Here is a 26481-nt window from a genome sequence, read left to right on the forward strand (position 1 = left end):
CGCCGGCTGCCCCCTTGACGGGGGAAACTCAGCGCGCGCAGAATTAAACACATGACTAATTCTGCGCTGGAGGTCACCGGCCTGCGGGTCCGGCGCGGTGGCCGGCTCGTGGTGCGGGACGTGGGCTTCGAGGTCCCGCGCGGGGCCGTCACCGGGCTGTTGGGCCCGAGCGGCTGCGGCAAGACGACGCTGATGCGGGCGATCGTCGGCGTCCAGATCGTCGAAGGCGGCACGGTCACCGTGCTCGGCCTGCCCGCCGGCAGCCCGCCGCTGCGGCGGCGGATCGGCTACGCGACGCAGAACCCGGCGATCTACGCCGACCTGACCGTGCGGGAAGCCCTGCGCTACTTCGCCGCGGTGCTGCGCGCACCGGCGTCCGATGTGGACCGGGTGATCGCCGAGGTCGGCCTCGAAGACCACGCCGGCAAGCTCGTCGGCTCGCTGTCCGGCGGGCAGCACAACCGGGCGAACCTCGCCGTCGCGCTGCTCGGCACGCCGGAACTGCTGGTGCTCGACGAGCCGACCGTCGGGCTCGACCCGCTGCTGCGCGACGAGCTCTGGGCGCTCTTCCGCCGGCTCGCCGACGGCGGCGCCACGCTGCTGGTGTCCAGCCACGTCATGGACGAAGCCGCGCGCTGCGACCGCCTCCTGCTCATGCGCGAAGGCACCCTCCTGGCCGACGACGCGCCCGCGGTGTTGCGTGAGCGCACGGGCGCCGCCGACCTCGAAGGCGCCTTCCTGCACCTGGTGAGGGCCGCCTCGTGAACCCCGCGCTGACGCTCGCGACCACGCGGCGCATCCTCACCCAGCTGCGGCACGACCCGCGCACCGTCGTGATGCTGGTCCTGGTGCCGACGCTGCTGATGATCCTGCTGCGGTACGTCTTCAACTCGACGCTGGTGTTCAGCCACGTCGCGCCCGCGCTGCTCGGCGTGTTCCCGTTCCTGATCATGTTCCTCATCGCGTCGATCACGACGCTGCGGGAGCGGACGACGGCCACCCTCGAACGCCTGATGACGCTGCCGATCGGCCGGCTGGACCTGCTCTTCGGCTACGCGCTGGCGTTCGGCGCGATCGCCGTCGTCCAGGTTTCGCTGGCGGCCGGCGTGTCGCTGTGGTGGCTCGGGCTCGACCTCGCCGGGTCGGTCGGGATGCTGCTGGTGATCGCCGTCCTCGACGCGCTGCTGGGCATGGCGCTCGGGTTGTTCGTCAGCGCGTTCGCGCGCACCGAGTTCCAGGCCATCCAGTTCATGCCGGTGTTCGTGCTGCCGCAGATCCTGCTGTGCGGGCTGTTCGTGCCGCGCGGCGACATGGGGTGGCTGCTGCGGTGGCTCTCGGACGTCATGCCGCTGTCGTACGCGGTCGAGGCGCTGACGCGCGTCACGGCGTCGTCGACGGTGGACGCGGTGATCCTGCGCAACCTGGTGGTCGTGGCGTGCTGCGCGCTGCTGGCGCTGGTGCTCGGCGCGGCGACGCTGCGGCGCCGGACGCCGTGACTACCGTGGGGCCATGGCCTCCGAAACGGACCGGCTCGCCGCCGAGCGCTACGTCCTGCTGACCACGTTCCGCCGCGACGGGCGCGCGGTGCCCACGCCGATCTGGCTGGCGGGCGACGCCGGCGAGCTCGTGTTCTGGTCGGAGCGCAAGGCCGGCAAGGTCAAGCGCATCCGCAACAGCGGACGCGTCGAGGTCCAGGCGTGCGACCTGCGCGGGCAGAAGACGCACGGCGCGGTCGTCACCGGCCAGGCACGGCTGCTGGACCTCGCGGAGACCGAGCGGGTCCGCAAGGCGATCGCCCGCAAGTACGGCATCATCGGGCGCGTCACGATGTTCTTCTCGAAGCTGCGCGGCCCGGCCGACCGGACGGTCGGGATCGCGGTCAAGCTGGACGGCTGAAGCTGCGGAACCCGCGCCGCAGGTAGTTCGGCAGCGCGTTCGGGTGGTCGAGCGTCGAGGTGTGCAGCCAGACTCTTTTCGTACCCGGGAGCGTCCACGCGTCGGCGACGACGAGGGTGAGCGCGTAGCCGCCGAGGCCCTTCCCGACGAATTCGGGCAGCAGGCCGAAGGTGGTGATTTCGACGTCGGTTTCGTTTTGCGGTTCGAAGTCGGCGGCGCCGGCGATTTCGCCGCGGTATTCGACGAGCCGGTACCGCCGGCCCGGTTCGGCGAGCCAGGTTTGCCAGTCTTCGTCGCTCCGGGTCGCGCTCGGCCACCGGTAGGGCGTCCCGATCCTTGTGTGCAGGTCCCGGATGAGCGGGCCGGGTTCGGCGGGTCTCAGCGTGACGCCATCGACGACCGGCGCGGGGTTGAGCTGGTCGGCGGTGGTCATTTCGAGCTCGGTGACGATCTCTTCCACCCGCGGCAACCTACGGCTCCGGGGGCTCGGTGTCAGCCCCTTTTGCGTGTGGTTACGCCATCGCGCGCAAGGCGGCACCGAGTGCGGCCGAATCGTGGTCCGAGCCGCAGCCTTCGACGAGCACGAGGTCACCCGGGATGTGGTCGGCCCGCATGGACAGGATTTCCCGATAGGCGGCGGAGTCGTACCACCGGTGGGCGGCGTCGAGGTCCGGGAACTCGATGACGACAAGCGTGCCGGGCCATTCGCCTTCCATGACCTCCACGGGCGCGCCGTGCACGACGAACTTGCCGCCGTAGGCGTCGAGCGTCGCCTGGATGCGTTCCAGGTATTGGAAGACGTCCTCGTGGAGCACGGCGGGCGGGCGGAGGTGAGCGATTCCGTAGGCGTTTTTCGTCATGCCCTGAATCTTGGCAACGAAGCCGTACGGCGTCGATTACGCCGGAAGTAATGCCGGCACCGCGCGGGGTCGTCGGTGCCCTGCTCGGCCGCGCCTGGTTGCTACTCTCCGGCCATGCCGCGCCTGAAGATCGAGGTGACCGTCCCGGAGAGCCATGTGGCCGCCGTGATCGATGCTCTTCACGAGGCGGGCGCGGGCCGGGTCGGCCAGTACGCGCGGTGCTCCAGCGTCTGGCACGTAACCGGGTCGTGGCTGCCGTTGCCCGGCTCGCAGCCCTACGACGGCCAGGTCGGCGTTGTGCAGCACGCCGACGAATGCCGGATCGAATCGGTCTGCGAAACCGACCAAGCCCGCGCCGTCCAGCAGGCCGTCCGCGGTGCCCATCCCTACGAGGAGCCGGTCATCCGGTTCCTGCCGCTGTACGAACCCTGAGTCAGACCTTCGCGACCGCAGCCAGGGCCTCCGGCAGCGTGAACGCCCCGGCGTACAGCGCCTTGCCCACGATGGATCCCTCGACCCCGTCCGAAGCCAGACCGGCCAGCGCGACGAGATCGTCCACACTGGACACCCCGCCCGAAGCGATCACCGGCGCGTCCGTCCGCGCGACGACGTCCCTCAGCAGCTCGATGTTCGGGCCGCGCAGTGTGCCGTCCTTGCTCACGTCCGTCACGACGTACCGGGACGCGCCGTCGCGGTCCAGGCGCTCCAGGACCTCCCACAGGTCGCCGCCGTCGGACGTCCAGCCGCGGGCCGACAGGCGGTGGCCGGCCTCGGTGATGCGGACGTCCAGGCCGATCGCCACGCGGTCGCCGTACTCGCCGATCACGCGCGCCGTCCACTCCGGGTCCTCGAGCGCGGCCGTGCCGAGGTTGACGCGGCGGGCGCCGGTGGCCAGCGCGGCCTTCAGCGACGCGTCGTCGCGGATGCCGCCCGACAGCTCCACCTGCACGTCGAGCCGGGCGACGACGTCGGCGAGCAGCTCGCGGTTGCTGCCCTTGCCGAACGCGGCGTCGAGGTCGACCAGGTGGATCCACTCGGCGCCGTCGCGCTGCCAGGCCAGCGCCGCTTCGAGCGGGCTGCCATAGGAGGTCTCGGTGCCGGCCTCGCCCTGGACGAGTCGCACGGCCTGGCCATCGGCCACATCAACGGCGGGAAGCAGCGTGAAAGTCACGCCGGTAACTCTAGGGCGGAGACGCGCGTCACCCGGTCAGAGGGTCGCGAGCCAGTTCTTCAACAGCCGCGCGCCCGCGTCGCCGGACTTCTCGGGGTGGAACTGGGTGGCCCACAGCGGCCCGTTCTCGACCGCCGCGACGAAGTCCTCGCCGTGGTTGGCCCAGGTCACCTTCGGCTCCTGGCCGATGCCCGATTCCAGCTCCCACTTGCGCGCGGCGTAGGAGTGCACGAAGTAGAACCGCTCGTCCGGGTCGAGCCCGGCGAACAGCTGCGAGTCCTCGGGCGCGCGCACGGTGTTCCAGCCCATGTGCGGCAGGACGTCGGCGTTGAGCCGGTCGACGACCCCCGGCCACTCCCCCGTGCCCTCGGTCTCCTCGCCGTGCTCGACGCCGCGGGAGAAGAGGATCTGCATGCCGACGCAGATGCCGAGCACGGGACGGCCGCCGGCGAGGCGCTTGCCGATGATCCGGTGGCCCTTGACGTCCAGGAGGCCCGCCATGCACGCCGAGTAGGCGCCGACGCCGGGCACGACCAGGCCGTCGGCCTCGACGGCGGCATGCGGTTCGGCGGTGACCTCGACTTCGGCCCCGGCGCGCGCCACAGCGCGTTCGGCGGAGCGGAGGTTGCCGGAACCGTAGTCGAGGATCACCACACGAGACACGCCACCCAGCGTAGCCGCAGGGCTCAGCGGCGCTCGAACGAATAGACGTCCGTCACGGTGTTGCACGGCGACGGCGGCACGACCTCGACGCGCAGCACCCCGGCGTCGTAGTCGACGCCCTCCGGCGTGAACGTGCCGGTGCAGGTGCTGACCAGCGGGACCTGGCCGATTTCGCGCACCTTCGCCGTGACGTCGTGGCCGTTCACCGGCCGCGGGAGGTCGATCTGCAGGAGCTGCAGGTTGGTCGGGTACAGGTCGTTGTACGGGTCGCTCGTCGCGCAGATCAGGCGCGTCGAGGTGACGAAGTCGCAGCCCTGGGCGCTGCGGATGTGGTGGTCGAGGTGGACGCGGGCGGCGACGGGCAGGTCGCCGGCGCTCTTCGGGCCGCGCGGGTTGAGGAACGGCGTCGGGGAGACGTAGAGGCGGTCGATCTCGCCGAGCGGGCCGGAGACGAGCCACTGGCCGTCGGGAGTGGCCGCGACCTGGGCGTTGGCGTTCGCGGCGGGCTCGTCGGGCAGCAGCGGGTGGACGAACTCCGTCGTCGTGCCGTCGGGCTGGGTGACCAGGTACATCTTCTTGGCCGGCGTCGGCGTGACGGTGTCCTGGTAGACGTCGAAGACGTAGCCGCGCAGCGAGTCCGGGTCGCCGACGTGGCCCCAGCCCTCGTCCTTGAGCGGCTGCGGGATGGTGGCGCCGTTGCGGTAGAGGATCTCGGGCGCGTGGCCGGGCAGGCGCAGCGTGGTGAGGCCCTCGCCGCTGATCCGGTTTTCGGCGGTCGTGTGGCCGACCTGGCGCCAGCGCGTTTCGTGCGTTTCGTGCGCGGACGCGACGCCGGTGGCGGTGAGCAGGGCGGCGGTGGTGAGGGCGAGCAGACTGGCCGCGCGCATGTGCGCTCCTCGGGAGTTGAGGCGGTGGCGGCGGCGACGCGATTCTGCCACGGGGCGGTCACGCGCCGGAAGAATCTTGGCGAAGGACGTTTCGACGTCCCGTTCGCCGGGTATCAAGCCACCCGATCGTGTGTGCTCAGCGCGCGCGACCGGACGCCAGGGAGGCGAAGATGGCCGAGGACGATCTGCTGTCCCAGATGCTGCACGCCTGGCGTGACGACATCGAGAGCGTGCCGTTTCCGCAGTTCAGCGAGCTGCTGATCCCCCGCCAGCAGGTCCGGCCGCGGTGCACGCCGTCCGCGTCTGCTGTCCGCGTGACGAACGCCACGCGGAGGACAGACGCCTGACTGTGGTTTCCTGCGGGGGCCGCACCGACGCGTCCCCTGGGAGCCCTCATGAGCAGCCGCACCCCTGACCCGCACGACTTCCTCGACCTCGACGCCGGGCTCGCCGAGGAGGAACGCGGCATCCGCGACGCCGTCCGCGCGTATGCGAAGGACAACCTGCTGGACCAGGTTGCGGACTGGTACGAATCGGGCTCGCTGCCGGCCGCCGAGCTCGCCAAGGGCTTCGGCTCGCTGGGGCTGCTGGGCATGCACCTGGAGGGCTACGGCTGCGCGGGGACCAGCGCCGTCGCGTACGGCATCGCGTGCCGGGAGCTCGAAGCCGTCGACTCGGGGTTGCGGAGCTTCGTGTCGGTGCAGGGGTCGCTGGCGATGTACGCGATCCACAAGTGGGGCAGCGAGGAACAGCGGCAGGAGTGGCTGCCGCGGATGGCCACGGGCGACGCGCTGGGCTGCTTCGGCCTGACCGAGCCGGACGCGGGCAGCGACCCGGGCTCGATGCGGACGCGCGCGGTGCGCGACGGGTCGGACTGGGTGCTGTCGGGCACGAAGATGTGGATCACCAACGGAACGGTCGCGGACGTGGCGGTGGTCTGGGCCCAGACCGACGACGGGATCCGCGGCTTCGTCGTCCCGACGTCGACGCCGGGCTTCACGGCCAACGAGGTCAAGCACAAGCTGTCGCTGCGGGCGTCCCTGACGGCGGAACTGGTCCTGGACGGCGTCCGGTTGCCGTCGTCGGCGGCGTTCCCCGAGGTCCGAGGCTTGCGCGGGCCGTTGTCGTGCTTGAACGAGGCTCGGTACGGGATCTTGTTCGGCGTGGTGGGCGCGGCTCGCGCGTGTTACGAGGCGGCGTTGGAGTACACGCTGTCGCGGTCCCAGTTCGGCAAGCCGCTGGCGGGGTTCCAGCTGACGCAGCGCAAGCTGGCGGACCTGCTGGTGGAGGTCAACCGAGCCGGCCTGGTGGCGCTCCAGATCGGGCGGCTGAAGGACGCGGGGACGTTGCACCACAACCACGTGAGCTTCGGCAAGATGGCGAATGTGCGGTCGGCTCTTTCCGCGGCGCGCGAGGCGCGTTCGATGCTGGGCGCGAACGGGATTTCGCTGGAGTACCCGGTGATGCGCCACATGGCGAACCTGGAGACGGTCCTGACGTACGAGGGCACGGAGGAGATGCACGCGCTGTCCCTCGGCCAGGCGGTGACGGGGCTGGCGGCGTTCCGCTGATCCGTTTTTGTCGGTGGTGGGCGCTAGCTTCTGGTCGTGGACTTTTCTACGTACGAAACGGTGCTGGAGCTGCGCCGCTACACGCTGCACCCGGGGCGCCGGGATGAGCTGATTTCGTTGTTCGAGCGCGAGTTCGTCGCACCGCAGGAGGCCGTCGGGGCGCATCTGTTCGGGCTGTTCCGGACTCCGTCGTCCCCGGACGAGTTCGTGTGGTTGCGGGGGTTCACGTCCATGGATGCTCGCTTCGACGCACTTTCCGCGTTCTACTCCGGGCCGGCGTGGCGGCGCTTCCGGGAGGAGGCCAACGCGACGATGGTGGACTCGGACAACGTGCTGCTGCTGCGTCCGATCGTGCGCGGGTTGGCTTCGCCTCCGCCGGGGTCGGGGGTGCACGTCTCCTTCGGCATGGCACCGGCGGCGTTCGCGGTGTTCGAGACGGAACCGGGGCCGAACAACTTCCCGCAGCTGCCGGTGCGGACGGACGGGCCGTTCACGGTGTCGTTCAGCCGTTCGCCTTCGCCTGGCTCCGAGTCTTTGGAGGCGACTTCGCGGTCATTGCTCCGATGAGAGCAGTTCGGTGAGCCCGTTGGGGTAGAGGATCTTGCGGCCGTCGGTGAAGTCGTTCAGGTCGACCCACCGGGCGGTGGCGGGGTCGTCGAGGATCTTCATCTCTTCTTTGGCGTACAGGTCAGGGTCGGCGAAGGTGGCTTCGTAGACGAAGGCGATCTCGTGGCCGGGGTTGCCGCGCCAGGCGAAGACGTTCTCGAGGACGCCTCGGAGTTCGCCGACCTTGATCTCGGCGTCGAGTTCTTCGCGGAACTCGCGTTCGAGAGCGTCTTTGCTGTGCTCGCCGAACTCGATGCCCCCGCCGAGGGGCCGGTAGTAGGTCTCGCCTTTGACGTCATCCCGCCCTTCGAAGACGAGAAGTTGAGCACGCCGCCGGACCAGACCGAGCGCGATCGGCCGAATACTGGACCCCATACCGGCCACGCTATCGGCCCGCGGCTCGCGAAGCACGATCCAGCCGAGCCAGCCGGCACCGGCCGCCACAAGCGCTCCGGCAGCGAGCCACGCCCACCCGGCCCCGAACTCCCCGGCCACGGCGACGACAACGATCCCCACGGCGGGCACCGCCCAGGGCGAGAAGCCCATCACCACCTCGTCCCGGCTTGTCGACTAGCCCTGAATGCTGACCTAACATGGTCGAATCCTGGAGGGCGGGGTGAGGGCCATGGGCCTGCTACGGCTGGTGTTCGGCACCGCCCGGGCCGTCACCTTCGCCCATCACGACCAGCCGAGCTACCGGCAGCCCGGTGACCGCCGCCGCGAACCCGACGATGTCAAATCCGCGCCCTGCCCGAAGCCTCGCTGCAAGGGCCGTCTCCGAAAGAACGATGACGGCAGCCGCAGTTGCTCGCGATGTGGCTTCATCCCGCCGGCGGCTCGATGACCGCGGGCACTTCACTGACCGACGCGGCCTCGTCCGTCGGCTCCAGGATCGGCCGGTACTTCGGTGTCGTCGGCATGATTCCCGCGCTTTTGCTGGTTCTGTGGGGCGCGGTGCTGATCACGAGCGATGCGTGGCGGGATCGCCCGAACCTGGCGCGGCTGGCCAAGGCCCTGTCCGGATGGACGCTGAGCAGCTACGCAGGCGCGCTGCTGTGGATCTTGCTGGCGTCGCTGGTCGTGGGCCTGATCTTGAACCCGCTGCAGTTCGGGATGACGCGGATCCTCGAAGGTTACTGGGGCACGTCGGGTCCGGCGCGAGTGGTCATGCGCTGGCGGATCGGCCGGCATCGTCGCCGTCTCGACCTACTGCGCACCCGTCGAGAAAGGCTTCGCGAGCGTCAGAACGAGGGAATGGACAAGTTGCTCGGTGAGCTCTACGGGGAGGATCCGGAAACTTGGAGCGCCCAGACCTTGACCACTCGTCGCGATGGCCTGTTCAAGTCACTGGACGGCGCCAGGTTCGCGGGCTTGCGAGCCGCCGAAGACGCGTTGTACGGCATCCTTCGTTCCCATCCGGACGTGACCAGGACGATGCCCACTCGCCTCGGCAATGTCCTGCGAGCTGCAGAAGACCAGGTCGGAAAGCAGTACGGGCTCGACGTCACCGTGACTGCTCAGCACTTCTCGATGGTTGCCGATCAGCGGCACCTCGACTACCTGCGGGACGCGCGGCAGCAGTTCGACCTGACCGTGCGTTTGTGCGTCGTCTTCCTCATTGCGACTGTGATGGCCGTCAGCTGTCTTCTCACCGATGGATGGTGGCTCCTGATCGCGCTGGTGCCGTACGCGTGCAGCTGGCTGGCCTATCGGGCTTCGGTCGGCTCAGCGGCTGACTACATGACCGTGGTAGCCACAGTTGTCGATCTCAATCGCTTCAAGCTTTATGAGAGCCTTCACACCGCACTGCCTCGCAACAGTGTGGAAGAGCGCTGGAACAACGAGAAACTCATCAAGCTGTTGGACCAAGATCACAAGGCCAGCGTCCGATATGAACACCCAGAGCCGAGCGCACCTCCTACTCCCCCAGGAAATCCCTGATCGACAACCTCAACGACCCGGCATCCAACCCATGCGCCAGGTCATGGTCCGCGATTCCACCGTAAGTCCGCACCTCCGCATCCCGCCGCACCCCCAACGACTTCACCCGATGCGGCACATCCGACAACGCCTCCGCCACCCAATGAGCCGAAGTCCCCGCCAAGTAAGGCTCAACCATAACCACCGAAGGCGAAGCCGAAAGCACCGCCGACCGAAGACCGGCGGCATCGAAAGGCCGGATCGTCGACGCATACAACACCGTCACATCCAAGCCGGCGGAAGCACGCAACACCCGGTCCAACACCGGACCGACAGCGACCACAACGCCGGCAGAACCGAACCGCAACCGAGTGAATCCCACCCCGAGGTGCGGCGCAGCATTGGCCTGCGCCGAAAGCCGCAAATACACCCGGCCATCCCCAGGAATCGACTCCAACAACAACCGACGAGCCTCGTCAGCGTGCCCGGGGACGTGCACCGTCCACCCCGGCAGTGAATCGATCAAAGCAACATCCCCAGGCGACTGATGCGTCCGCCCCTCGGTCGACATGTCGTACGAACCCCCGTACGACACCAAAACCCCACCCACCTCCTGGTGCGAAAAGTCCAGCTTGATCTGCTCGAACGCCCGCTCCACCAAAAACGACGCAAACGTGTGCACGATCGGCCGCAACCCGGCCAGCGCCAACCCCGCCCCCGCGCTCACCAGCAACTGCTCGCGGATCCCCACGTTGATCACCCGGTCCGGATGCCGACGAGCCGCGCCGGCCAGCTGGGCCGCCGAGATGTCCGCCAATACCACCGCCACGTCCGGGTCCGCGTCCAGGATCTCCTCCGTGACGCGGAGAAACGTCTCCCTCATGAAAGCCCCTTCGGCTCGACGACGGCGACCACGGCCAACGGCCTACCCGGATGCGCCCCGGCAAACGCCGAATACAACGCAGAATGGTCGCGGCCGGACACCGTGCGCGTCTCCCAGCCCTCCAGCTCGAAGCGGCGCCCTATTCCTCCCGGCCAGCCTCGCGTCGACGACCGGTTGTCGATCACCACCGTTGTCAGGTTCTCCAAGCCCGAACGCGCCGCGACGACGATTGCCTCGTGGTTCGAGCCCTCGTCCAGCTCCGCGTCACCCACCAGCGTCACCACCTTTGACGTCAGCCCCCGGGCGCGTAAGCCCAGTGCCGTGCCGAGGGCGATCGGGAGGCCATGACCCAAGGAGCCGCTCGAAATCTCGACGCCCGGCACGCGCCGGCGATCGGGGTGGTGGCCCAGGCGGGACAGCGCGTTCGACCACGTCGGGAGCTCCGCCTCCGCCAGGAACCCCTTCACCGTCAGCACCGCGTAGTACGCCATCGGACCGTGTCCCTTGGACAGCAGGAACCGGTCGCGGTCGGGCGCGCGGGAATTGGCCGGCGTGATGTCGAGCACGCGGTCGTACAGCACCCACAACACGTCCACAGTGGACTCCGCGGCGGCGTGGTGCTTGTCGTCGCCGGTCATCAGGGAAATCAGGCGCGGCAGGTCCGCGTAACCCGGTTCGGTCGCAGTGGTCATGTTTTCGACGATGCAACCTCGACTAAACTCGAAGTCAAGGATAGCCTGAGCAGGTGACGAGGCTCGCTGAACATCTCAGCATCGGACAGGTGGCCGACCGCAGCGGGGTGCCGCACACGGCACTGCGGTTCTACGAGGAAAAAGGGCTGATCAGCTCGGAGCGGTCGGCCGGCAACCAGCGCCGCTACCCGCGCTCGGTGCTGCGGCGGATCGCGTTCATCCGCGCCGCGCAACGCGTCGGGCTCTCCCTGGAAGACATCAGTGCCGCACTGAAAACGCTCCCCGCCGACCATGCGCCGACCAAGGCCGACTGGGCGCGCCTGTCCCGAGACTGGCAGCACGAGCTCGACGCCCGCATCGACGCCCTGCAACGCCTGCGCGACCGGCTCACCGGCTGCGTCGGCTGCGGCTGCCTGTCCCTGCGCAGCTGCGCCCTCTACAACAACGACGACGCGCTGGCCCGCTTCGGGCCGGGGGCGAGCAAACTGCGTCCCGCGGTCGAAGGCGGCATCTAAATCGCTTGCCCGCCGCGGGATCCTGGGCAGGAAATGAACGAGAAAGAAACGATCCGCATCTCCAAGCGGCTGGCGCGGCACCTGCGCCACGATCCCGCCGCCATCGGCCTCACGCTCAGCCCGGACGGCTGGGCGCCGGTCGAGCAGCTCCTGCGCGCGTTGAAGATCACCCGCGAGCAGCTCGACGAAGTCGTCGAGACGAACAACAAGCGCCGCTTCGCCTTCGACGAGACCGGCACGCGCATCCGCGCCAGCCAGGGCCACAGCATCGACGTCGACCTCGGGCTGGCCGACGCCGTCCCGCCGGACGTGCTCTACCACGGCACGGTCGCGAAGTTCCTCGACGCGATCCTGCGCGAGGGACTGCGCCCGATGAACCGCCACGCGGTCCACCTCTCGGCGACGGTCGACACGGCACGTGTCGTCGGCGCCCGGCGCGGGAAACCGGTGATCCTGCGCGTCGACGCCGCGAGGCTGGCCGCCGCGGGACACGCGTTCCAGGTCAGCGCGAACGGTGTGTGGCTGACAGCGGCAGTGCCGCCGGAGTACCTGTACCGCGTCGGCTGACGACTAGGTCACCGGGGCGAGACCGCGACGGCGGGGGCGGCCCAGCAGGCGGCGGCCGACGTCCAGCAGCTCCGCGCGCAGTTCCTCGTCGCTCAGCCGGGCCAGGTCCGGGGAGCCGCCGGCCATCGCGATGCCCGTCAACGTAACCATTGCGTTGACCCGCGCCGCCGGGGTCGGGTCCGGGCCCGAGAGGATGCCCAGCAGCGCCTGGCCGAAGCCCTCCATGCCGCCGTGCGCCGACTTCTCGATCGCGCGGGCGATCCCCGGGTCGCTCGAGAACAGCGCCACCAGCGCGCGGTGGCGGATCACCAGGTCGACGAACCCCTCCAGGAGCAGGTCCACCTGCGCGCCGCGGCGCTTCTGCGCCGCCGCGCGCAGCACCAGCTCGTCCAGGTCGCGGACGCCGGGCTCGGCCACCGCCTCGGTGATCTCCGCCTTCGTCTTGAAGTGGTAGTAGACCGCGGCCTTGGTGACGCCCAGCGCGTCGGCGATCATCTGCAGCGACGTGCCCTCGACACCGTGTTCGGTGAACAGCCGCAGCGCGGTCTGCAGCAGTCGGGTCCGGGTGTCCCCGTCCGGGCCGGCGGTCATTCTTCCTCCTCAGCGAGCCGTCGGAGCGTACGTCACGCCCTGTCGATCGGCAAACCGACTACTAGCCGATCGGCTGGGATAAACCTTGCTGTTCGGCAAGTCACATACTTGCCGATCGGCTTGGAGGTCTCCTTGCCGATCGGCTAGCTTGGTCAGTAATCAGATGGAGTGAACCGACCCCGTTCGGGCGAAACGGAGCTGACTCGTGGCGACCTTCCTGTACCGGCTCGGCCGGTTGTCCTTCCGACGGCGAGCGCTGGTCGCCGCCGTCTGGGCGGCCGTCCTCGTGGCGCTCGGGCTGGGCGCCCTCACGCTGTCCGGCCAGCTGTCGAACTCGGTGACGATCCCCGGCACCGAGTCGCAGCGGGCAATCGACCAGCTGACCGAGAAGTTCCCGCAGGCCAACGCGGGTGGCGCCACCGCGCGCGTCGTCATCGAAGCTCCCGCGGGCACCACGGTCACCGACGCCAAGGGCAAGGCCGCGGTCGAAGCCCTGGTCGGGCAGCTGAAGACGGCCCCGAAGGTCGCCGTCGTCGTCGACCCGTTCCAGGCGCAGTCGATCTCGCCCGACAAGCACGTCGCGCTCGCGCAGGTCAGCTACGGCGCGAAGGCGTACGAGCTCACCGACGGTGACCGCGAGGCCCTCCTGAACAGCGCCGACGAGGCCCGCGCGCAAGGGTTCACCGTCGAGTTCGGCGGCGACGCCGTGCAGGGCATCCCCGAAACCGGCGCGACCGAGGGCCTGGGTGTCGCGGTCGCCGCCGTCGTGCTGATCATCACCTTCGGCTCGCTGGTCGCGGCCGGGATCCCGCTGCTCACGGCGCTGATCGGCGTCGGCACCGGGATGGGCGGCATCTTCCTCGCCTCCGGCTTCCTGGAGCTGAACTCGAACACGCCGATCCTCGCGCTGATGATCGGGCTGGCCGTCGGCATCGACTACGCGCTGTTTATCGTCTCGCGCTACCGGCACGAGCTGAAGCTCGGTCGCGACCCGGAGGAGGCCGCGGGCCGCGCCACCGGCACGGCCGGTTCGGCCGTCGTGTTCGCCGGGCTCACCGTGATCATCGCGCTGGCCGGGCTGACCGTCATCGGCATCCCGTTCCTCGGCCAGATGGGCGTGGCCGCCGCGGTCACCGTCGCGGTCGCCGTGGTCATCGCGCTGACGCTGCTGCCCGCGATCCTCGGCTTCGCCGGCACGCGGGTGGCCGGCGAGCGTATCCGGCTGCGCCGCAAGCCCGTCGAAACGACGCACGGTGAGCGCTGGGCGCGGTTCGTCGCCCGCCACCGGATCCCGGTGCTGCTCGTCGCGCTGGCCGGGATGGCCGTCGTCGCGCTGCCCGCGCTCGGCATGCAGCTCGGCCTGCCCAACGACAGCACCGCGGCGCCCGACTCGACGCAGAAGAAGGCGTACGACATCGCGAGCCGCAGCTTCGGCGAGGGGTCGAACGGGCCGCTACTGGTCGTCGTCGACACCGGCGCCAGCGTCAACCGCCAGGCCGCGCTCGGCCAGGCCGCCGCGGACATCCAGAAGCTGCCCGACGTCGCCGCCGTCACTCCGCCGCGCGTCAACCAGACCGGTGACACGGCGTTGCTCACGGTGATCCCGAAGAGCGGGCCGAGCAGCACTCAGACCGAGGATCTCGTCGCCGCGATCCGCAGCGAATCCGGCGTTCTGGAGAACGCGACGGGCGCGAAGCTGTCCGTCACCGGGCAGACCGCGGCGAACATCGACGTCTCGGAGAAGCTGTCCGACGCGATGCTGCCGTACCTCGCGCTGATCGTCGGGCTGGCGTTCGTGCTGCTGATGCTGGTGTTCCGCTCGGTGGTGGTGCCGCTGAAGGCGACGATCGGCTTCCTCGGCTCGGTCGCGGCGACGTTCGGCGCGGTGGTCGCGGTGTTCCAGTGGGGCTGGCTGACGGACCTGCTGGGCGTGGAGTCGACCGGGCCGATCATGAGCATGCTGCCGATCCTGCTGATCGGCGTGCTGTTCGGGCTGGCGATGGACTACCAGGTGTTCCTGGTGACGCGGATGCGCGAAGAGCACGTGCACGGCGCGGAGCCCCAGGAAGCGATGGTGACGGGCTTCCGCCACGGCGCGCGGGTGGTCGTCGCGGCGGCACTGATCATGATCAGCGTGTTCGCCGGGTTCATCCTGGCCGAGTCGACGCTGATCCAGTCGATCGGGTTCGCGCTGGCGTTCGGCGTGCTGGTGGACGCGTTCGTGGTCCGGATGACGCTGGTGCCGGCGGTGATGTCGCTGCTGGGCCGCGGAGCGTGGTGGCTGCCGAAGTGGCTGGACCGGATCCTGCCGGATGTCGATGTCGAGGGCGAGAAGTTGACCAAGCATCTCGACGCGCCGGGTGACGAGCCCCGCGAGCTGGTCGGCGCGAACCGCTGATTTTTGCCCGGCCCGGCCGTGATTTGGACAATTCATGTCACGGCCGGGCTCTTTCCTGTTTTCCGCCGCAATCCCATTACACTGCCCAGTGTGACGGGAACGAAGTTTTTGATCACGGTCGAGGGCGAAGACGACGCACTCGGCTTGCAGCGCTGGCTTGAGGAAGATTTTCCGGGAAGATCACGCCTGGACGGCCATTCCGTCGGCGAAGGCACGATGGGTCCGGCGCTCGACACCGTGTCGTTGGTGCTCACCAGCGGTTTCACCGCGATGACCACCTCGCTCGTCGCCTACCTCAAGACGCGCGGCATGAAGGTCGACATCACGGTCAAGGTGGGCGACAAAACTGTTTCCTTGAAAGGTGAACGCGTTCACCGGACCGCTGTCAAGGACCTCAACGACACCGCGGTGGCCTTGGCCAAGCAGCTCGGCGAGGAATGAATGCGCCTGGCCGAGCCCTCCAAATCGAAGGCGATCCTGATCGGCGCCGCCCAGTACGACGACCCGGCGCTGGCCGAGATCGCCCAGGCGAGAGCCAACGCCGTGGATCTCGCCGCCATCCTCGTCGACCCCGAACTCGGCGGCTTCCTCCCGGATAACGTCCGCACGATGGTCAATCCCCGACACCGGGAAGACGCGGGATTGGACATCGCGCGCTGGTGCCGCACCGCCGAGGACGTCCTGGTCGTGTACTACGCCGGCCACGGGCTGGTCGACGTTGACGGCGAGCTCCTGCTGGCCACGAGCGACACGATCGAGACAGAGAAGGAATACCGCTCGCTGCGCGCCGAGATGCTGCGCCGGGCCGTCAACCAGAGCGACGCCAAGATCAAGATTGTCATCCTGGACTGTTGTTACTCCGGCCGTATTTTGGGCCGGGCCATGGCGAACGAGGCATCCGGTGTGCTCGAACAGATCGATACGACGGGCACGTGCGGCCTCGCCTCGGCGCCCCGTCACCTCGCTTCCCTGTTCGTCGAGGGCGAGCGGCACACGGTGTTCTCGGGTGAGCTGATCGCGGTGCTGCGGGAAGGGTTGCCCGGCGAAGGGGGCCTGCTCTCGCTGTCGGCGGTCTACCGGGAACTCCGCGGCCGGATGCGGAAACGCCAGCACCCCGAGCCGAAGATCGTGCACAGCGACTCGGTCAGTGATTTCGCACTGGTCCGCAACCGGTCCTTCCGCCCACCCGCGGCCCCACCGCCGCGGATCGTGTCCCCATCATCGCCGCTGCGGATGACACCGTTCAAACCGCCGTCACAGCTGCACGCCATCGCCGAAGCCGATGCCCTCATAAGCGGCTTTCCCGAGGGTGGCACCACGAACGCCAAGCTCGCGACGGCGGCGTCGCACCCCGCTTGGCCCGTACTCGCCCGGCTGCGTTTCGTGGCGGAGCTGGCAGGGGCGCATCAGGAAGCCTTCGCCGAACAAGCACTCAGGCATCTTGGAGTTCCCGACCTCGCCTGTTCCAGGGCAGTCTCCGCGGTCAAACGCCTGCGCACGAAGCTGGCCGATGGCCGGGCGTGGGAGAGTGACCAGTGGGACGTCGGTGAACTGATCCCCGGCTCCGCGACGGTCACCGATGTCGAAAAAAGGCAGCTTTGGGGTACCGCCATGGCGATGCTGCTCGCCGCCGCCGAGTTGCCCGCCCAGGTGCGCGTCCAGGGAATCCGGGAACTCGCGGACCTCGGCCACCACGACGAGGCGGTGTGGATCGCCCGCGGCATGCTGCGCGATCGAGAGGCCACTCCGGCGCTCGAGAGGGAGGTCAGCACTTTTCTGAGCCGGGCAGGAGACGGAACACCGGGTCAGACAGACGCAGGTCGTCGAGGACCTTGGCAACCCGGCCGGGCAGGGGCGTCCCCTTGAGCCAGCGAGCTAGTTCGGTGACCGCCCGGTATCCCCAACCCACCATGGCCACGATCGCGACGACGGCCGCGACCACGAGGACGGCAACCTGCCAGCCCGTCGGCTCGCCGAAGATCAACCCGGCCAGCACCGTGACGAAGACGAAGCCTGCGACCAGCGCGGCCAGCAGGGCGACGCCGTTCTCCATGCCCTCGATGCCCTTTTCGATCATTTCCTTGGGCGCGTGGTCCATCGTCTCGCCACCGACCAGCAAATGAAGCCAGCCGAACCCGAGCTGCAGCACGAGCGGATACACGCCGAAAACCGCGCCCAGAACAAGCAGGGTGTCGACGAACGAGGGCAGTATGAACGCCGCCTCGACCGTGATCAGCACCGCGGCCACGCCGACCCCGATGCCTCCCGCCTGCAGCAACCGGCTCCCATAGTGAGCCGCCACGGAATCGCGATCCGCCGAGGAGTCGGCTGTGATCTCCCACGCCGCGGTGGCGACGAAGGCAGCGGCGAAGAACGCTGTGCTGACGTTCATCAGGCTGTCCCAGCCGGAGCCGAAGTCGACGAAGATGTCGGCGAGCAACGACGCCGTGGCGAAGAACAGCAACCTGGGGCACGCCCCGTCCGTCCCACCGGAGTAGGACACGGCGACCGCACCTACGCCGGCCAGCGATGCCGCCACGATGCCGAACAGCGGCTGCGGAGCGTGTATCCGGTCGTCGAGGTGCGCCACCTGATGGGCGACCACCGCGCCGACCCCGAGGGTCAGCAAGAAGATTCCGTAGCCATAACCGTTCTGGGCGAGCGCCGTCAGCAGCAGCACGACCCCGATGCCGATCGCGACCCAGGAGCCGCTCGTGACCGCCGCCGCGCTCTGCGGTGGAACGGCGACGACCAAGTGCGCGAACAGCCCGGCGATACCCAGGATGATCACAAGAAGTCCGGCTCTGCCCACGGTCGGTCATCGTACCGCCGGAACGCCCCCGCTAGCTCATGAGCCAGAAGATGGCGCCGCCGATGGCGAGCAACGCCGCGACTCCCAGCACCACCGCCATGAACTTGGCCGTCTTCCACGTCGAATAGACCCCGCCCACCAAGAAACCGCCGAGTGCCAGCAAGAGGACGCCGACCACGCTGTTGCTCACAGAACACCCTTCGTCGACGGGATGCCGCCCGCTCGCGGGTCCGGCTCCGTCGCCGCTCGCAGCGCCCTTGCCACCGCCTTGTACTCCGCCTCCGCGATGTGGTGCGGGTCGCGGCCGTGGATCACCCGGACGTGCAGCGCGATCTGCGCGTGGAACGACAGCGAGTCGAACACGTGGCGCGTCAGCACGAACGGGTAGTTGCCGCCGATCGTGAACGTGTTGAACTGCTCCGGCTCGCCCACGTGCACGCAGTACGGCCGGCCCGAGACGTCGATCGCCGCGTGGGCCAAGGTCTCGTCCATCGGGATCCACGCGTCGCCGAAGCGGCGGATTCCGCTCTTGTCGCCCAGGGCCTGGCGGATCGCCTGGCCCAGGACGATCGCCGTGTCCTCGACCGTGTGGTGCGCGTCGATGTGGATGTCGCCCGTCGCCTCCACCTTGAGGTCCAGGGAGCCGTGGACGCCGAACGCCGTCAGCATGTGGTCGTAGAACGGCACGCCCGTGGAGATCTCCACCTCGCCCGTGCCGTCGAGGTCCAGCTGGACGGAGATCGAGGACTCCTTGGTGGTCCGTTCGACCTTGCCGATGCGGGTCATCGCGAGACTTCCTTACTCGCCTCGAGGAAGGCGTCGTTCTCCTCCGGGGTGCCGATGCTCACGCGCAGGTGGCCGGGGATGCCCGGGTCGCGGATCAGCACCCCCTTGTCCAAGTAGGACTGCCAGGCCGCGTGCGGATCGCTGAACCGTCCGAAGAGGACGAAGTTCGAGTCGCTCGGCACCGGGTCGTAACCCAGTCCTGCCAACGCTTCCACGACGCGGTCGCGTTCCGCCGCCAGCTTGTGCACACTGTCCAAAGTGGCGTCCGCGTGCCGCAGCGCCGCTCGCGCCGCCGCCTGCGTCAGCCGCGACAGGTGGTACGGGAGCCGCACCAGCTGCAGCGCGTCGACGACCGCCGGGGCCGCCGCCAGGTAGCCGAGGCGGCCGCCCGCGAACGCGAACGCCTTGCTCATCGTGCGCGAGACGATCAGCCGCGAAGGGTAGTCCGCCAGCAACGAAACCGCGCTCGGCTGAGAGGAAAACTCCGCGTACGCCTCGTCGACGACCACGATCCCGATGGCCGCGTCCAAAACGGACCGCAGCTCGGAAAGCGGGATCGAACCGCCCGTCGGGTTGTTCGGGCTGGTGACGAACACGATGTCCGGTCGCCGTTCCGAGATCACCGACGCCGCCGCGGCAGTGTCCAAAGTGAAGTCGTCCCGGCGCGGCGCCGGGACCCACTCGGTGCGCGTGCCGGACGCGATGATCGGGTGCATCGAGTACGACGGCTCGAACCCCAGCGCGCTGCGCCCCGGCCCGCCGAACGCCTGCAGGATCTGCTGCAGCACCTCGTTGGACCCGTTGGCGGCCCACACGTTCGCCTCCGACAGCACCACCCGCGTCGACACGCTCAGGTAGTCGGCCAGGTCCTGGCGCAGCGCCACGGCGTCGCGGTCCGGGTAGCGGTGCAGCTCGGCCGCCTCCGCACGGACCGCCTCGGCCACGTCTTCGACCAGCGAAGGCGGCGGCGGGTACGGGTTTTCGTTCGTGTTGAGCCGGACCGGGACGTCCAGCTGCGGCGCCCCGTACGGCGTCTTGCCGCGCAGATCCTCGCGCAGCGGCAGCGCGTCCAGGGTGACCTCTTCGCCGATCGTCATCAGAGCGAACCTCCGAAGCGCGCGGTGACGGCCTCGCCGTGCGCGGGCAGGTCCTCGGCGTCGGCCAGCGCGACGACGCGGCCGGCGACCTCGCGCAGCGCGTCCTCGGTGTAGTCCACGACGTGGATGCCCTTGAGGAAACTCTGCACGGACAGGCCCGAGGAGTGGCGGGCGAACCCGCCGGTGGGCAGGACGTGGTTGGACCCGGCGCAGTAGTCGCCCAGCGACACCGGGGCGTACGCGCCGACGAAGATCGCGCCCGCGTTGCGGACCCGGGCGGCGACCGCGCGCGCGTCCGCCGTCTGGATCTCCAGGTGCTCGGCGGCGTAGGCGTCGACGACGCGCAGGCCGTCGTCCACTGTGGACACCAGGATGACGCCGGACTGCTTGCCCGCCAGTGCTTCGGCGACCCGCGAACTGTGCTTCGTCGCGGCGACGCGGTTCACCAGTTCCTTGTCGACGGCGTCGGCCAGCTCCACCGACGTCGTGACCAGCACGCTCGCGGCGAGGGGGTCGTGCTCGGCCTGGCTGATCAGGTCGGCGGCGACGTGCACCGGGTCGGCCGTCTCGTCGGCGAGGATCGCGATCTCGGTGGGGCCGGCCTCGGCGTCGATGCCGATCAGGCCGCGCAGCAGCCGCTTGGCCGCGGTGAGGTAGATGTTGCCCGGGCCGGTGACGACGTCGACCGGCGTGAGCTCGGCGCCGTCGGTGTCCGTGCCGCCGTACGCGAGCAGCGCGACGGCCTGCGCGCCGCCGACCGCCCACACCTCGTCGACGCCGAGCAGCTCGGCCGCGGCGAGGATGGTCGGGTGCGGCAGGCCGCCGAACGCGGCCTGCGGCGGCGAGCAGACGACCAGGGAGGCGACGCCGGCGATCTGCGCCGGGACGACGTTCATCACAACGGTCGACGGGTACACGGCCAGCCCGCCCGGGGCGTACAGCCCGACGCGCTCGACCGGCACCCACTTCTCGGTGACCGTGCCGCCGTCGACGACCGTCGTCGTGACGTCGGTGCGGCGCTGCTCGGCGTGCACCTTCCGGGCGCGGGTGATCGACTCCTCGAGCGCGGCGCGCACGGCCGGATCCAGCTCCGCCAGTGCCTGCGTCAACGAAGCGCGCGGCACCCGCACGGAGGCGGGCCGCACCTTGTCGAACTTCTCGGTGTACTCGAGGACGGCTTCGACACCGCGGTCACGGACCGCCTCGACCACCGGGCGCACGTGATGCAGCGCCGCGTCCACGTCGTATTCGGCGCGTGGGAGCGTGGCGCGCAGTTCGGCGGCGGTCGGGACCTGCCCGCGCAGGTCGGTGCGGTTCAACATGCCCTCCAGGGTACGAGGTCACGCCCAGCGGCTTTTCAGCGATACTCCCCGGTGACGGCCGATCCCAGCATGCAGGAGGCAGCGGTGGCGCGAATCGCGTTGTGCCAGGTCAACTCGGGTGACGATCCGGAGGCGAACCTGAAGCTGATTCGCTCCGGCGTCGAGGCCGCGGCGGCCGACGGCGCGCGGATCGTCGTGTTCCCGGAGGCCACCATGGCGCGGTTCGGCCGTCCCCTGGCGCCGGTGGCGGAGGAGCTCGACGGGCCGTGGGCGACGGCGGTGGCCGCGGTGGCGGCCGAGCACGACGTCGTGGTCGTCGCCGGCATGTTCACCCCGGCGGACGAGGGCCGCGTGCGCAACACGCTGCTGGTCACCGGCCGCGGGCAGCACCACGGCTACGACAAGATCCACCTCTACGACGCGTTCGGCTTCGCGGAGTCGGACACGGTGGCGCCCGGCACTTCGGTGGCCACGTTCGAGCTGGACGGCGTCGTCTACGGCGTCGCGACCTGCTACGACGTGCGCTTCCCGGAGCTGTTCCGCGCGCTGGCCGACGACGGCGCCGACGTCGTGCTGCTGCCGGCGTCCTGGGGCGCCGGGGAGGGCAAGCGCGAGCAGTGGGAGGTGCTGGTGCGGGCGCGCGCCCTGGATTCGGGCTGCTGGGTGCTGGCGTGCGGCCAGGCCGACCCGGCGGCGACGGGCATCACGGTGAACCCGAAGGCGCCGACCGGGATCGGGTACTCGCTGGTCGCGGACGGTTTCGGCCGGGTGCACGCCGCCGCGGGCGCAGGCCCGGAGACGCTCGTGGTCGACGTCGACCCGGCGGTGTCGGCCAAGGCCCGCACGGCGACGGGAGCCCTGGCCAACCGGCGGCTCTGACCGGACGGGCGCCAGCGCGCACCACAATGCCGACGCCCAGACGAGAGAGGCCTCGAGAACAGGCACCGACGAGGACCCAGACTCCCCCGCACCCCGATCCGAAGCCAGAACACGGCCGGCAACGCCGGGTCAAGGCATCTTTCCCGCCTTGACGCGGTGTTGCCGGCCGTAGTCACCATGACAGCTTCGGGGTGCCGGAAGGACGGAACGGAACAGCTACCCCGCCCCGCATCGCCCCGACTGTCCTGAATGATTCACGTCACTCGGGCCAGGCTCAGCGGAGCAGGCCTTCGCGGATCGCGACCCGGACGAACCCCGCGCGCCGGCGTTCGCCCGTCTTGTCGCGGATGCGGTCGAGGTACGACCGGACCGTCCGGACGCTGATGTTCAGGATCTCCGCCACGTCGACGTCGCGTTCCCCGGCCGCCACCAGCCGGAGGACCTGCTTCTCGCGTTCGGACAGCACGATCTTGGGCCCCGCGTGCCGCTCTTCGCTGTCCTGGATGATCATCCCCGCGAGCGTCGGCGACACGTACGCGTTGTCGTCGGCGATCGTGCGGATCGCGCGCAGGAGCTCGTCGCCGTCCACGTCCTTCGACAGGAACCCCTTCGCGCCCGCCTGCATCGCTCCCAGGACCTCCGGCTGTTCCGCGTGCGCGGACACCACCAGCACCTTGTGCCCCATCTGCCCCACTTCCAGGACCGCGGCCGCGTCCTGGACGCCCCGGAGCTTGAGGTCGAGGACCACGACGCTGCCCGCCGGCTGGTCCTGGACCGCGAACCGGGCCACCGAGTCGGCGACCGCGCCGAGCTCGATGTCCGGTGCCTCGGTGAGCACGCGCGTGAGCGCGTACCGGTAGAGCGGGTGGTCCTCGATGACCCCGACCGCGATGCGGCGCGGCGCCGGAGCCGGGTCCGGTTCGCTCATTTGCGGCCGCCGCGACGAGGCCCGGAGCCGCCGATCAGGCCGCGCCGGATGGCCTCCTTGACCAGCCCCGGCCGCCGCCGTTCGCCGGTCTTGTCGCGGATGCGGTCGAGGTAGCCCCGCACGGTCCGGACGCCGATGCCGAGGATCAGCGCGATGTCGACGTCGCGCTCCCCCGCCGCGACCAGCCGCAGCACCTGTTCCTCACGCGGCGACAGCTCGACGTCCGCCGAGACGGCGGGCCGGTCCGCGTTGTCCTTCATGATCATCCCGGCGACCACGGCGGAGACGTACGCGCCGCCGTCGGCCACCGTCTTGATCGCGATCAGCAGTTCGTCCGCGTCGACGTCCTTCGAGAGGAACCCCCGCGCCCCCGCGGCGATCGCCCCCAGCACGACCTCGGGCTCGGCCTGCGCGGAGACCACGAGCACGTGGTGCCCGAGCTCGCAGACCTCCAGCACCGCCGCCGCCCCCGCGACGCCGGGCAGGCCCAGGTCCAGCAGCACCACGCTGCCCGGCGGCTGCCGGTGCACGTGGAACCGCGCCACCGAGTCCACCACCGCGCCGAGTTCGATGAACTCGGCTTCGGCCAGCACCCGCTCGACCGAGACGCGGTACAACGGGTGGTCCTCGATGACCGCGACGCGGACCCGCCCATGGTCCACTTCGCCGGCCGAACGCTCTTCTGTCATCTGCACGACTTTCACCCCGTTCCACCCGACGGAGCCGGCTGCCCGGCCGTGGCCGGGTCCAGCGCGGGGCCCGTCGGCACCAATGCCAGCAAACTACCTGCGACCGGTGACTTCGCCACGCTTCCGTAGCCGAGCGAGGCCAATGCCTGCGCGTTCACCACCGGGTACTTCCGGCCCGTATCGGTCACCAGGTACGTGGTGGCCGAGCCGGATTCGACGACGACGGCTCCCCCCGACGGAGGTACGAACACCTCGTCCGCCACCCGTGCTTCGGTCCTCGTGGCGACCTGGATTGCCTTGGCACCAGGGGAAAGCGGGAATTCGGCCGAAACGAGCAACCGGCTGCCCTGAACGCACAACGCGACCGAGCCGCCGGTGATCGGCGCCTTGCCGGGAATGCGGTCCGGGAAGGCCGCGGGGTCGGCGCCCCCGGCGCGGGGCGCGGCGACCTTCGGCACGGCGGCGACGTCGGCCGCGCGGACCTCGACCGGCTTCGGCGTCCCCTCGTACGCGGCCGCGTTGGCCTCGGTGGTGACCAGCAGGCTCGCCTCGGTCTGCCCGACCGGTTCGAGCCCGTCGCGGCGCACGAGGTAGTACGACGTGGCGGAGCCCGGCGCGGCCATCGCGTCCACGACGGCGAGGACCTCGCCGACGCGGGAGTCGCGACCGCCCACCGTGGGGCCGCGGTCGCCGGCGCCGTCGACGGGCAGCGCGGTCAGGTCGCGGCCGGCCGGGACGGTGTCGATCCAGCGCGCGGACACCGCGATCGTCGGGTAGCTGTCGAACTGCAGCGCGGTCGCGGCCTCGTCGGAGAGCTGGTAGCGGCGGCCGCCGGCGAGCAGGAACCGGTCGCCCTGCGGCAGCCGGACGATCACGCCCTGGTCGCGCGGCAGTTCGACGCCGGACGCGGGCGCGGCGAGCAGGACGGCGGTGCGCGGCTCGGCCGACGCGGGCGCGTCCTGGGTGGTGCGGCTGCAGCTCGTCCACGGCGTCGTGACGAGCGCGCTCGCGGCCGGCAGCGAGTCGGGCGCGCCCGGGATGCCGATCTGGGTGCCGCGGCCGGCCTTGCCGAGGTTCTCCGAGGAGACGGACACGGTCGCGTCGCCGGCGCCGCCGGCCAGCAGCCGCGCGGAGGCGTAGTTGAGGACGGGGTGCAGCACGCCGTCGGCGCCGAGCACGAACCGCGCGCCGGTGCCCTCCTCGACGATCACCTTGCCGCCGGCCAGCCAGTCCTTGCCGCCGGAGGGGTTGAGCAGGCCGATGATGCCGAAGACGGCGGTGACCAGCAGGGCGGCCACGAGCCCCAGCACGGTGCCGAGGACGAGCCGGCGGCTGGGCGAGACGGGGTGGTTGGCGTCGGCCGCGACGAGTGCGGAAACGAGCCTGCGCCGGAGGAACTGGTACGCCTGGATCTGGTCCCGCTGCGTCCACACGCTGACTGGCCCCCGGCTGTGTGTCGTCCTCCCGAGTGCCCGAGGTTAGGCGCCCGAAGAAGGCAAGGGGAGGGTAATTTTTACGCCCACGCGGCATCTGGGGAGGCAGTAGCGTCGGGTACCCGGGGAAAGGGGAGCCCGTGTCCGTCGAAACCGCCGGCGCCGTCCGCCCGGCACCACCGCGGCCCGCGTCGGCGCCGCTGCCCTGGCTGCTGCCGATCCGGCCGCTGCAGGCCGCGCTGTGGGAGATCGCCGGGATCGCCGTGCTGCTGGCGTGGCTGGTCGACGGCGTCGCGCAGCCCGTGCGGATCGGCGTCAGCGTGGCCGCCGGGCTCCTGGTGCTGCTGACGTCGGTGCGGTTCGCCGGGCGGCACCTGGCGGGCTGGGCGCTGACCTGGACGGCGTTCCGGCTGCGGCGCCACGACACGCGCCGCGAGAGTCCCGATCCGCTGCTGCACGTCGCCGGTCCGGTGAAGGTGCGCCAGCACGTCGACCGCGCGGGCAACCGCTTCGGCGTCGCCGAGGTCGACGGCGGCTGGAGCGCCCTGGTCCGGCTGACGCAGGGGCCGGGCGCGCCGGGGCCGCTGGTGGAGGCGTTGCGCGCGGCGTACCGGCGGACCGACGTCCCGCTCGCGTCGGCGCAGCTGCTGACGTGGGCCATTCCCCGCGGCGACCAGGTGCTGCGGGTTCGCTGGCTGGCCGTCCGCTACCGGCCGGACCTGGCCCCGATCGCGGCACTGGCCCGCGGCGGCGGCGACCTGGGGGCGTTGCGGAGCACGGCGTCGGCGGCGCTGAGCCTGATGGGCGCGCTGGCCGAGGCGGGGTACCAGAGCACCGTGCTGGAGGCCGGCGAGCTGGCGAAGGAGCTTCGCGTGGCCCTGGGCGTCCAGGGGGCGCCCGGCGGCGAGCCCGACCGGTGGCGGTCGTGGACGTGGGGCGGCGCGCCGCAGCTGTGCTACCGGCCGCGATCGGCGCGGGTACTGGACTTTTCGGTACCGGGAGCGGCTTTCACGGCGACGTCGTACACGCTCACCCGGACACCGGGCGGACGTGAGAAGGCCGAAGTGACGGTACGGGTGGGCGCGCGGCCGGGTGCGCCGGTGCCGGCCTTGGCGGCGGCGGTTCCGCTGCACGGGCGGCACGGTGCCGCAGTCCGCCAGACCCTCCCGCTCGCATTGGACAGCTGAAAAATCGGTTTCCCGACGGCACTGAGCGCCGTTATCTTGCGGTCGACCGAGTCGCCGAGTCCGGGACGTGCCGTTGTACCTCGCGTGAGAACCCCCGAGCGCTTGACCGTCGCGTGACGCCGCTGGTG

Annotated in this window: 32 protein-coding genes; 15 read left to right on the plus strand and 17 right to left on the minus strand. The window is 70.2% G+C overall.

Annotation, left to right across the window (positions count from 1 at the left end):
* The first annotated feature begins 51 nt into the window (after positions 1-51).
* From ACERZO_RS31805 to ACERZO_RS31815, 3 genes are read left to right on the plus strand one after another with little or no spacing between them, the layout of a single operon-like run.
* Positions 52-765, plus strand: coding sequence for an ABC transporter ATP-binding protein (locus ACERZO_RS31805; RefSeq protein WP_372668799.1), 714 nt, complete (start codon positions 52-54; stop codon positions 763-765).
* Complete coding sequence (locus ACERZO_RS31810; protein ID WP_372668801.1) at positions 762-1496, plus strand: ABC transporter permease; 735 nt, start codon at positions 762-764, stop codon at positions 1494-1496. Before ACERZO_RS31805 ends, ACERZO_RS31810 begins: the two co-directional genes overlap by 4 nt.
* 13 nt (positions 1497-1509) lie before the next feature.
* Entirely contained in the window at positions 1510-1896 is a 387-nt protein-coding gene (locus ACERZO_RS31815) for a PPOX class F420-dependent oxidoreductase (RefSeq protein ID WP_372668803.1), read from the plus strand.
* On the opposite strand, the gene ACERZO_RS31820 is transcribed toward ACERZO_RS31815, so the two are convergent.
* Together ACERZO_RS31820 and ACERZO_RS31825 are read right to left on the minus strand one after the other, a co-directional pair.
* Complete coding sequence (locus tag ACERZO_RS31820) at positions 1880-2356, minus strand: GNAT family N-acetyltransferase (protein ID WP_372668805.1); 477 nt, start codon at positions 2354-2356, stop codon at positions 1880-1882. The two genes, ACERZO_RS31815 and ACERZO_RS31820, sit on opposite strands and share 17 nt — an antisense overlap.
* Positions 2357-2408: 52 nt before the next feature.
* A complete protein-coding gene (locus ACERZO_RS31825) occupies positions 2409-2756 on the minus strand; it encodes a DUF1330 domain-containing protein (protein WP_372668807.1) in 348 nt (115 codons plus the stop codon).
* A 114-nt stretch (positions 2757-2870) separates the two neighbouring features.
* Between ACERZO_RS31825 and ACERZO_RS31830 the strand changes: the two genes are divergently transcribed.
* Entirely contained in the window at positions 2871-3188 is a 318-nt protein-coding gene (locus ACERZO_RS31830; RefSeq protein ID WP_372668809.1) for a hypothetical protein, read from the plus strand.
* Position 3189: 1 nt separating this feature from the next.
* Here ACERZO_RS31830 and priA read toward each other — a convergent pair whose 3' ends face one another.
* From priA to ACERZO_RS31845, 3 genes are read right to left on the minus strand one after another with little or no spacing between them, the layout of a single operon-like run.
* A complete protein-coding gene (priA, locus tag ACERZO_RS31835; RefSeq protein WP_372668811.1) occupies positions 3190-3927 on the minus strand; it encodes a bifunctional 1-(5-phosphoribosyl)-5-((5-phosphoribosylamino)methylideneamino)imidazole-4-carboxamide isomerase/phosphoribosylanthranilate isomerase PriA in 738 nt (245 codons plus the stop codon).
* A 36-nt stretch (positions 3928-3963) separates the two neighbouring features.
* A complete protein-coding gene (gene hisH, locus ACERZO_RS31840) occupies positions 3964-4581 on the minus strand; it encodes an imidazole glycerol phosphate synthase subunit HisH (RefSeq protein ID WP_372669008.1) in 618 nt (205 codons plus the stop codon).
* A gap of 32 nt (positions 4582-4613) precedes the next feature.
* Positions 4614-5477, minus strand: coding sequence for a hypothetical protein (locus ACERZO_RS31845; RefSeq protein WP_372668813.1), 864 nt, complete (start codon positions 5475-5477; stop codon positions 4614-4616).
* 170 nt (positions 5478-5647) lie between these two features.
* On the opposite strand from ACERZO_RS31845, the gene ACERZO_RS31850 reads away from it, so the two are divergent.
* Genes ACERZO_RS31850 through ACERZO_RS31860 form a run of 3 tightly spaced genes read left to right on the plus strand, consistent with a single transcriptional unit; the run spans position 5648 to position 7615 of the window.
* Positions 5648-5824 (plus strand): hypothetical protein, encoded by a 177-nt coding sequence (locus tag ACERZO_RS31850; RefSeq protein ID WP_372668814.1) that lies wholly within the window; start codon positions 5648-5650, stop codon positions 5822-5824.
* Between the two features lie 48 nt (positions 5825-5872).
* Positions 5873-7048: an acyl-CoA dehydrogenase family protein gene (locus ACERZO_RS31855; protein ID WP_372668816.1), complete on the plus strand. Its 1176-nt coding sequence runs from the start codon at positions 5873-5875 to the stop codon at positions 7046-7048.
* 36 nt (positions 7049-7084) lie between these two features.
* Entirely contained in the window at positions 7085-7615 is a 531-nt protein-coding gene (locus tag ACERZO_RS31860) for an NIPSNAP family protein (RefSeq protein ID WP_372668818.1), read from the plus strand.
* Here the strand turns inward: ACERZO_RS31860 and ACERZO_RS31865 are convergent.
* Positions 7601-8200 carry an NUDIX hydrolase gene (locus tag ACERZO_RS31865; protein WP_372669010.1) on the minus strand — a complete coding sequence of 200 codons (600 nt, stop codon included), beginning with the start codon at positions 8198-8200 and terminating at the stop codon, positions 7601-7603. The two genes, ACERZO_RS31860 and ACERZO_RS31865, sit on opposite strands and share 15 nt — an antisense overlap.
* A 258-nt stretch (positions 8201-8458) precedes the next feature.
* On the opposite strand from ACERZO_RS31865, the gene ACERZO_RS31870 reads away from it, so the two are divergent.
* Positions 8459-9595, plus strand: coding sequence for a hypothetical protein (locus ACERZO_RS31870; RefSeq protein WP_372668820.1), 1137 nt, complete (start codon positions 8459-8461; stop codon positions 9593-9595).
* Here the strand turns inward: ACERZO_RS31870 and ACERZO_RS31875 are convergent.
* On the minus strand, positions 9573-10457 hold the full coding sequence (locus ACERZO_RS31875) for a transketolase family protein (protein WP_372668822.1): 885 nt from the start codon (positions 10455-10457) through the stop codon (positions 9573-9575). The genes ACERZO_RS31870 and ACERZO_RS31875 overlap by 23 nt on opposite strands.
* Positions 10454-11149, minus strand: coding sequence for a thiamine pyrophosphate-dependent enzyme (locus tag ACERZO_RS31880; protein WP_372668825.1), 696 nt, complete (start codon positions 11147-11149; stop codon positions 10454-10456). Before ACERZO_RS31880 ends, ACERZO_RS31875 begins: the two co-directional genes overlap by 4 nt.
* Positions 11150-11202: 53 nt before the next feature.
* On the opposite strand from ACERZO_RS31880, the gene soxR reads away from it, so the two are divergent.
* Positions 11203-11664, plus strand: coding sequence for a redox-sensitive transcriptional activator SoxR (soxR, locus tag ACERZO_RS31885; protein ID WP_372668827.1), 462 nt, complete (start codon positions 11203-11205; stop codon positions 11662-11664).
* Positions 11665-11697: 33 nt separating this feature from the next.
* Positions 11698-12231 carry an RNA 2'-phosphotransferase gene (locus tag ACERZO_RS31890; protein ID WP_372668828.1) on the plus strand — a complete coding sequence of 178 codons (534 nt, stop codon included), beginning with the start codon at positions 11698-11700 and terminating at the stop codon, positions 12229-12231.
* Between the two features lie 3 nt (positions 12232-12234).
* On the opposite strand, the gene ACERZO_RS31895 is transcribed toward ACERZO_RS31890, so the two are convergent.
* Positions 12235-12822, minus strand: coding sequence for a TetR/AcrR family transcriptional regulator (locus ACERZO_RS31895; protein ID WP_372668830.1), 588 nt, complete (start codon positions 12820-12822; stop codon positions 12235-12237).
* Between the two features lie 205 nt (positions 12823-13027).
* Between ACERZO_RS31895 and ACERZO_RS31900 the strand changes: the two genes are divergently transcribed.
* The 3 genes from ACERZO_RS31900 to ACERZO_RS31910 all read left to right on the plus strand — a co-directional run bounded on the left by ACERZO_RS31900 (position 13028) and on the right by ACERZO_RS31910 (position 17086).
* Complete coding sequence (locus ACERZO_RS31900; RefSeq protein ID WP_372668832.1) at positions 13028-15220, plus strand: MMPL family transporter; 2193 nt, start codon at positions 13028-13030, stop codon at positions 15218-15220.
* Between the two features lie 90 nt (positions 15221-15310).
* On the plus strand, positions 15311-15661 hold the full coding sequence (locus tag ACERZO_RS31905; protein ID WP_372668834.1) for an effector-associated constant component EACC1: 351 nt from the start codon (positions 15311-15313) through the stop codon (positions 15659-15661).
* Positions 15662-17086 (plus strand): caspase family protein, encoded by a 1425-nt coding sequence (locus ACERZO_RS31910; RefSeq protein ID WP_372668836.1) that lies wholly within the window; start codon positions 15662-15664, stop codon positions 17084-17086.
* Here ACERZO_RS31910 and ACERZO_RS31915 read toward each other — a convergent pair.
* The 5 genes from ACERZO_RS31915 to hisD are packed head-to-tail and all read right to left on the minus strand — an operon-like array spanning position 16986 to position 21237.
* Complete coding sequence (locus ACERZO_RS31915; RefSeq protein ID WP_372668837.1) at positions 16986-18032, minus strand: hypothetical protein; 1047 nt, start codon at positions 18030-18032, stop codon at positions 16986-16988. The genes ACERZO_RS31910 and ACERZO_RS31915 overlap by 101 nt on opposite strands.
* A gap of 31 nt (positions 18033-18063) precedes the next feature.
* On the minus strand, positions 18064-18222 hold the full coding sequence (locus ACERZO_RS31920; protein ID WP_372668839.1) for a hypothetical protein: 159 nt from the start codon (positions 18220-18222) through the stop codon (positions 18064-18066).
* The gene (gene hisB, locus ACERZO_RS31925; RefSeq protein ID WP_372668841.1) at positions 18219-18818 is read right to left on the minus strand and encodes an imidazoleglycerol-phosphate dehydratase HisB; all 600 of its coding nucleotides are present in this window, start codon (positions 18816-18818) and stop codon (positions 18219-18221) included. The genes ACERZO_RS31920 and hisB overlap by 4 nt, the downstream gene beginning before the upstream one ends.
* Positions 18815-19915, minus strand: coding sequence for a histidinol-phosphate transaminase (locus tag ACERZO_RS31930; RefSeq protein ID WP_372668842.1), 1101 nt, complete (start codon positions 19913-19915; stop codon positions 18815-18817). Before ACERZO_RS31930 ends, hisB begins: the two co-directional genes overlap by 4 nt.
* Positions 19915-21237 (minus strand): histidinol dehydrogenase, encoded by a 1323-nt coding sequence (gene hisD, locus ACERZO_RS31935; protein ID WP_372668844.1) that lies wholly within the window; start codon positions 21235-21237, stop codon positions 19915-19917. Before hisD ends, ACERZO_RS31930 begins: the two co-directional genes overlap by 1 nt.
* Before the next feature lie 84 nt (positions 21238-21321).
* Here hisD and ACERZO_RS31940 point away from each other — a divergent pair, with 84 nt between their 5' ends.
* A complete protein-coding gene (locus ACERZO_RS31940; RefSeq protein ID WP_372668847.1) occupies positions 21322-22116 on the plus strand; it encodes a carbon-nitrogen hydrolase family protein in 795 nt (264 codons plus the stop codon).
* Between the two features lie 274 nt (positions 22117-22390).
* On the opposite strand, the gene ACERZO_RS31945 is transcribed toward ACERZO_RS31940, so the two are convergent.
* Genes ACERZO_RS31945 through eccB form a run of 3 tightly spaced genes read right to left on the minus strand, consistent with a single transcriptional unit; the run spans position 22391 to position 25166 of the window.
* A complete protein-coding gene (locus ACERZO_RS31945) occupies positions 22391-23044 on the minus strand; it encodes a response regulator (RefSeq protein ID WP_372668849.1) in 654 nt (217 codons plus the stop codon).
* A complete protein-coding gene (locus tag ACERZO_RS31950; RefSeq protein ID WP_372668851.1) occupies positions 23041-23733 on the minus strand; it encodes a response regulator in 693 nt (230 codons plus the stop codon). The genes ACERZO_RS31945 and ACERZO_RS31950 overlap by 4 nt, the downstream gene beginning before the upstream one ends.
* 11 nt (positions 23734-23744) lie before the next feature.
* Positions 23745-25166, minus strand: coding sequence for a type VII secretion protein EccB (gene eccB, locus ACERZO_RS31955; RefSeq protein WP_372668853.1), 1422 nt, complete (start codon positions 25164-25166; stop codon positions 23745-23747).
* Between the two features lie 140 nt (positions 25167-25306).
* On the opposite strand from eccB, the gene ACERZO_RS31960 reads away from it, so the two are divergent.
* A complete protein-coding gene (locus ACERZO_RS31960) occupies positions 25307-26353 on the plus strand; it encodes a type VII secretion protein EccE (RefSeq protein WP_372668856.1) in 1047 nt (348 codons plus the stop codon).
* The last annotated feature ends 128 nt before the right edge of the window (positions 26354-26481 follow it).

Origin of the sequence: Amycolatopsis kentuckyensis (assembly GCF_041679295.1) — a bacterium.
Classification (GTDB): Bacteria; Actinomycetota; Actinomycetes; order Mycobacteriales; family Pseudonocardiaceae; genus Amycolatopsis; species Amycolatopsis kentuckyensis_A.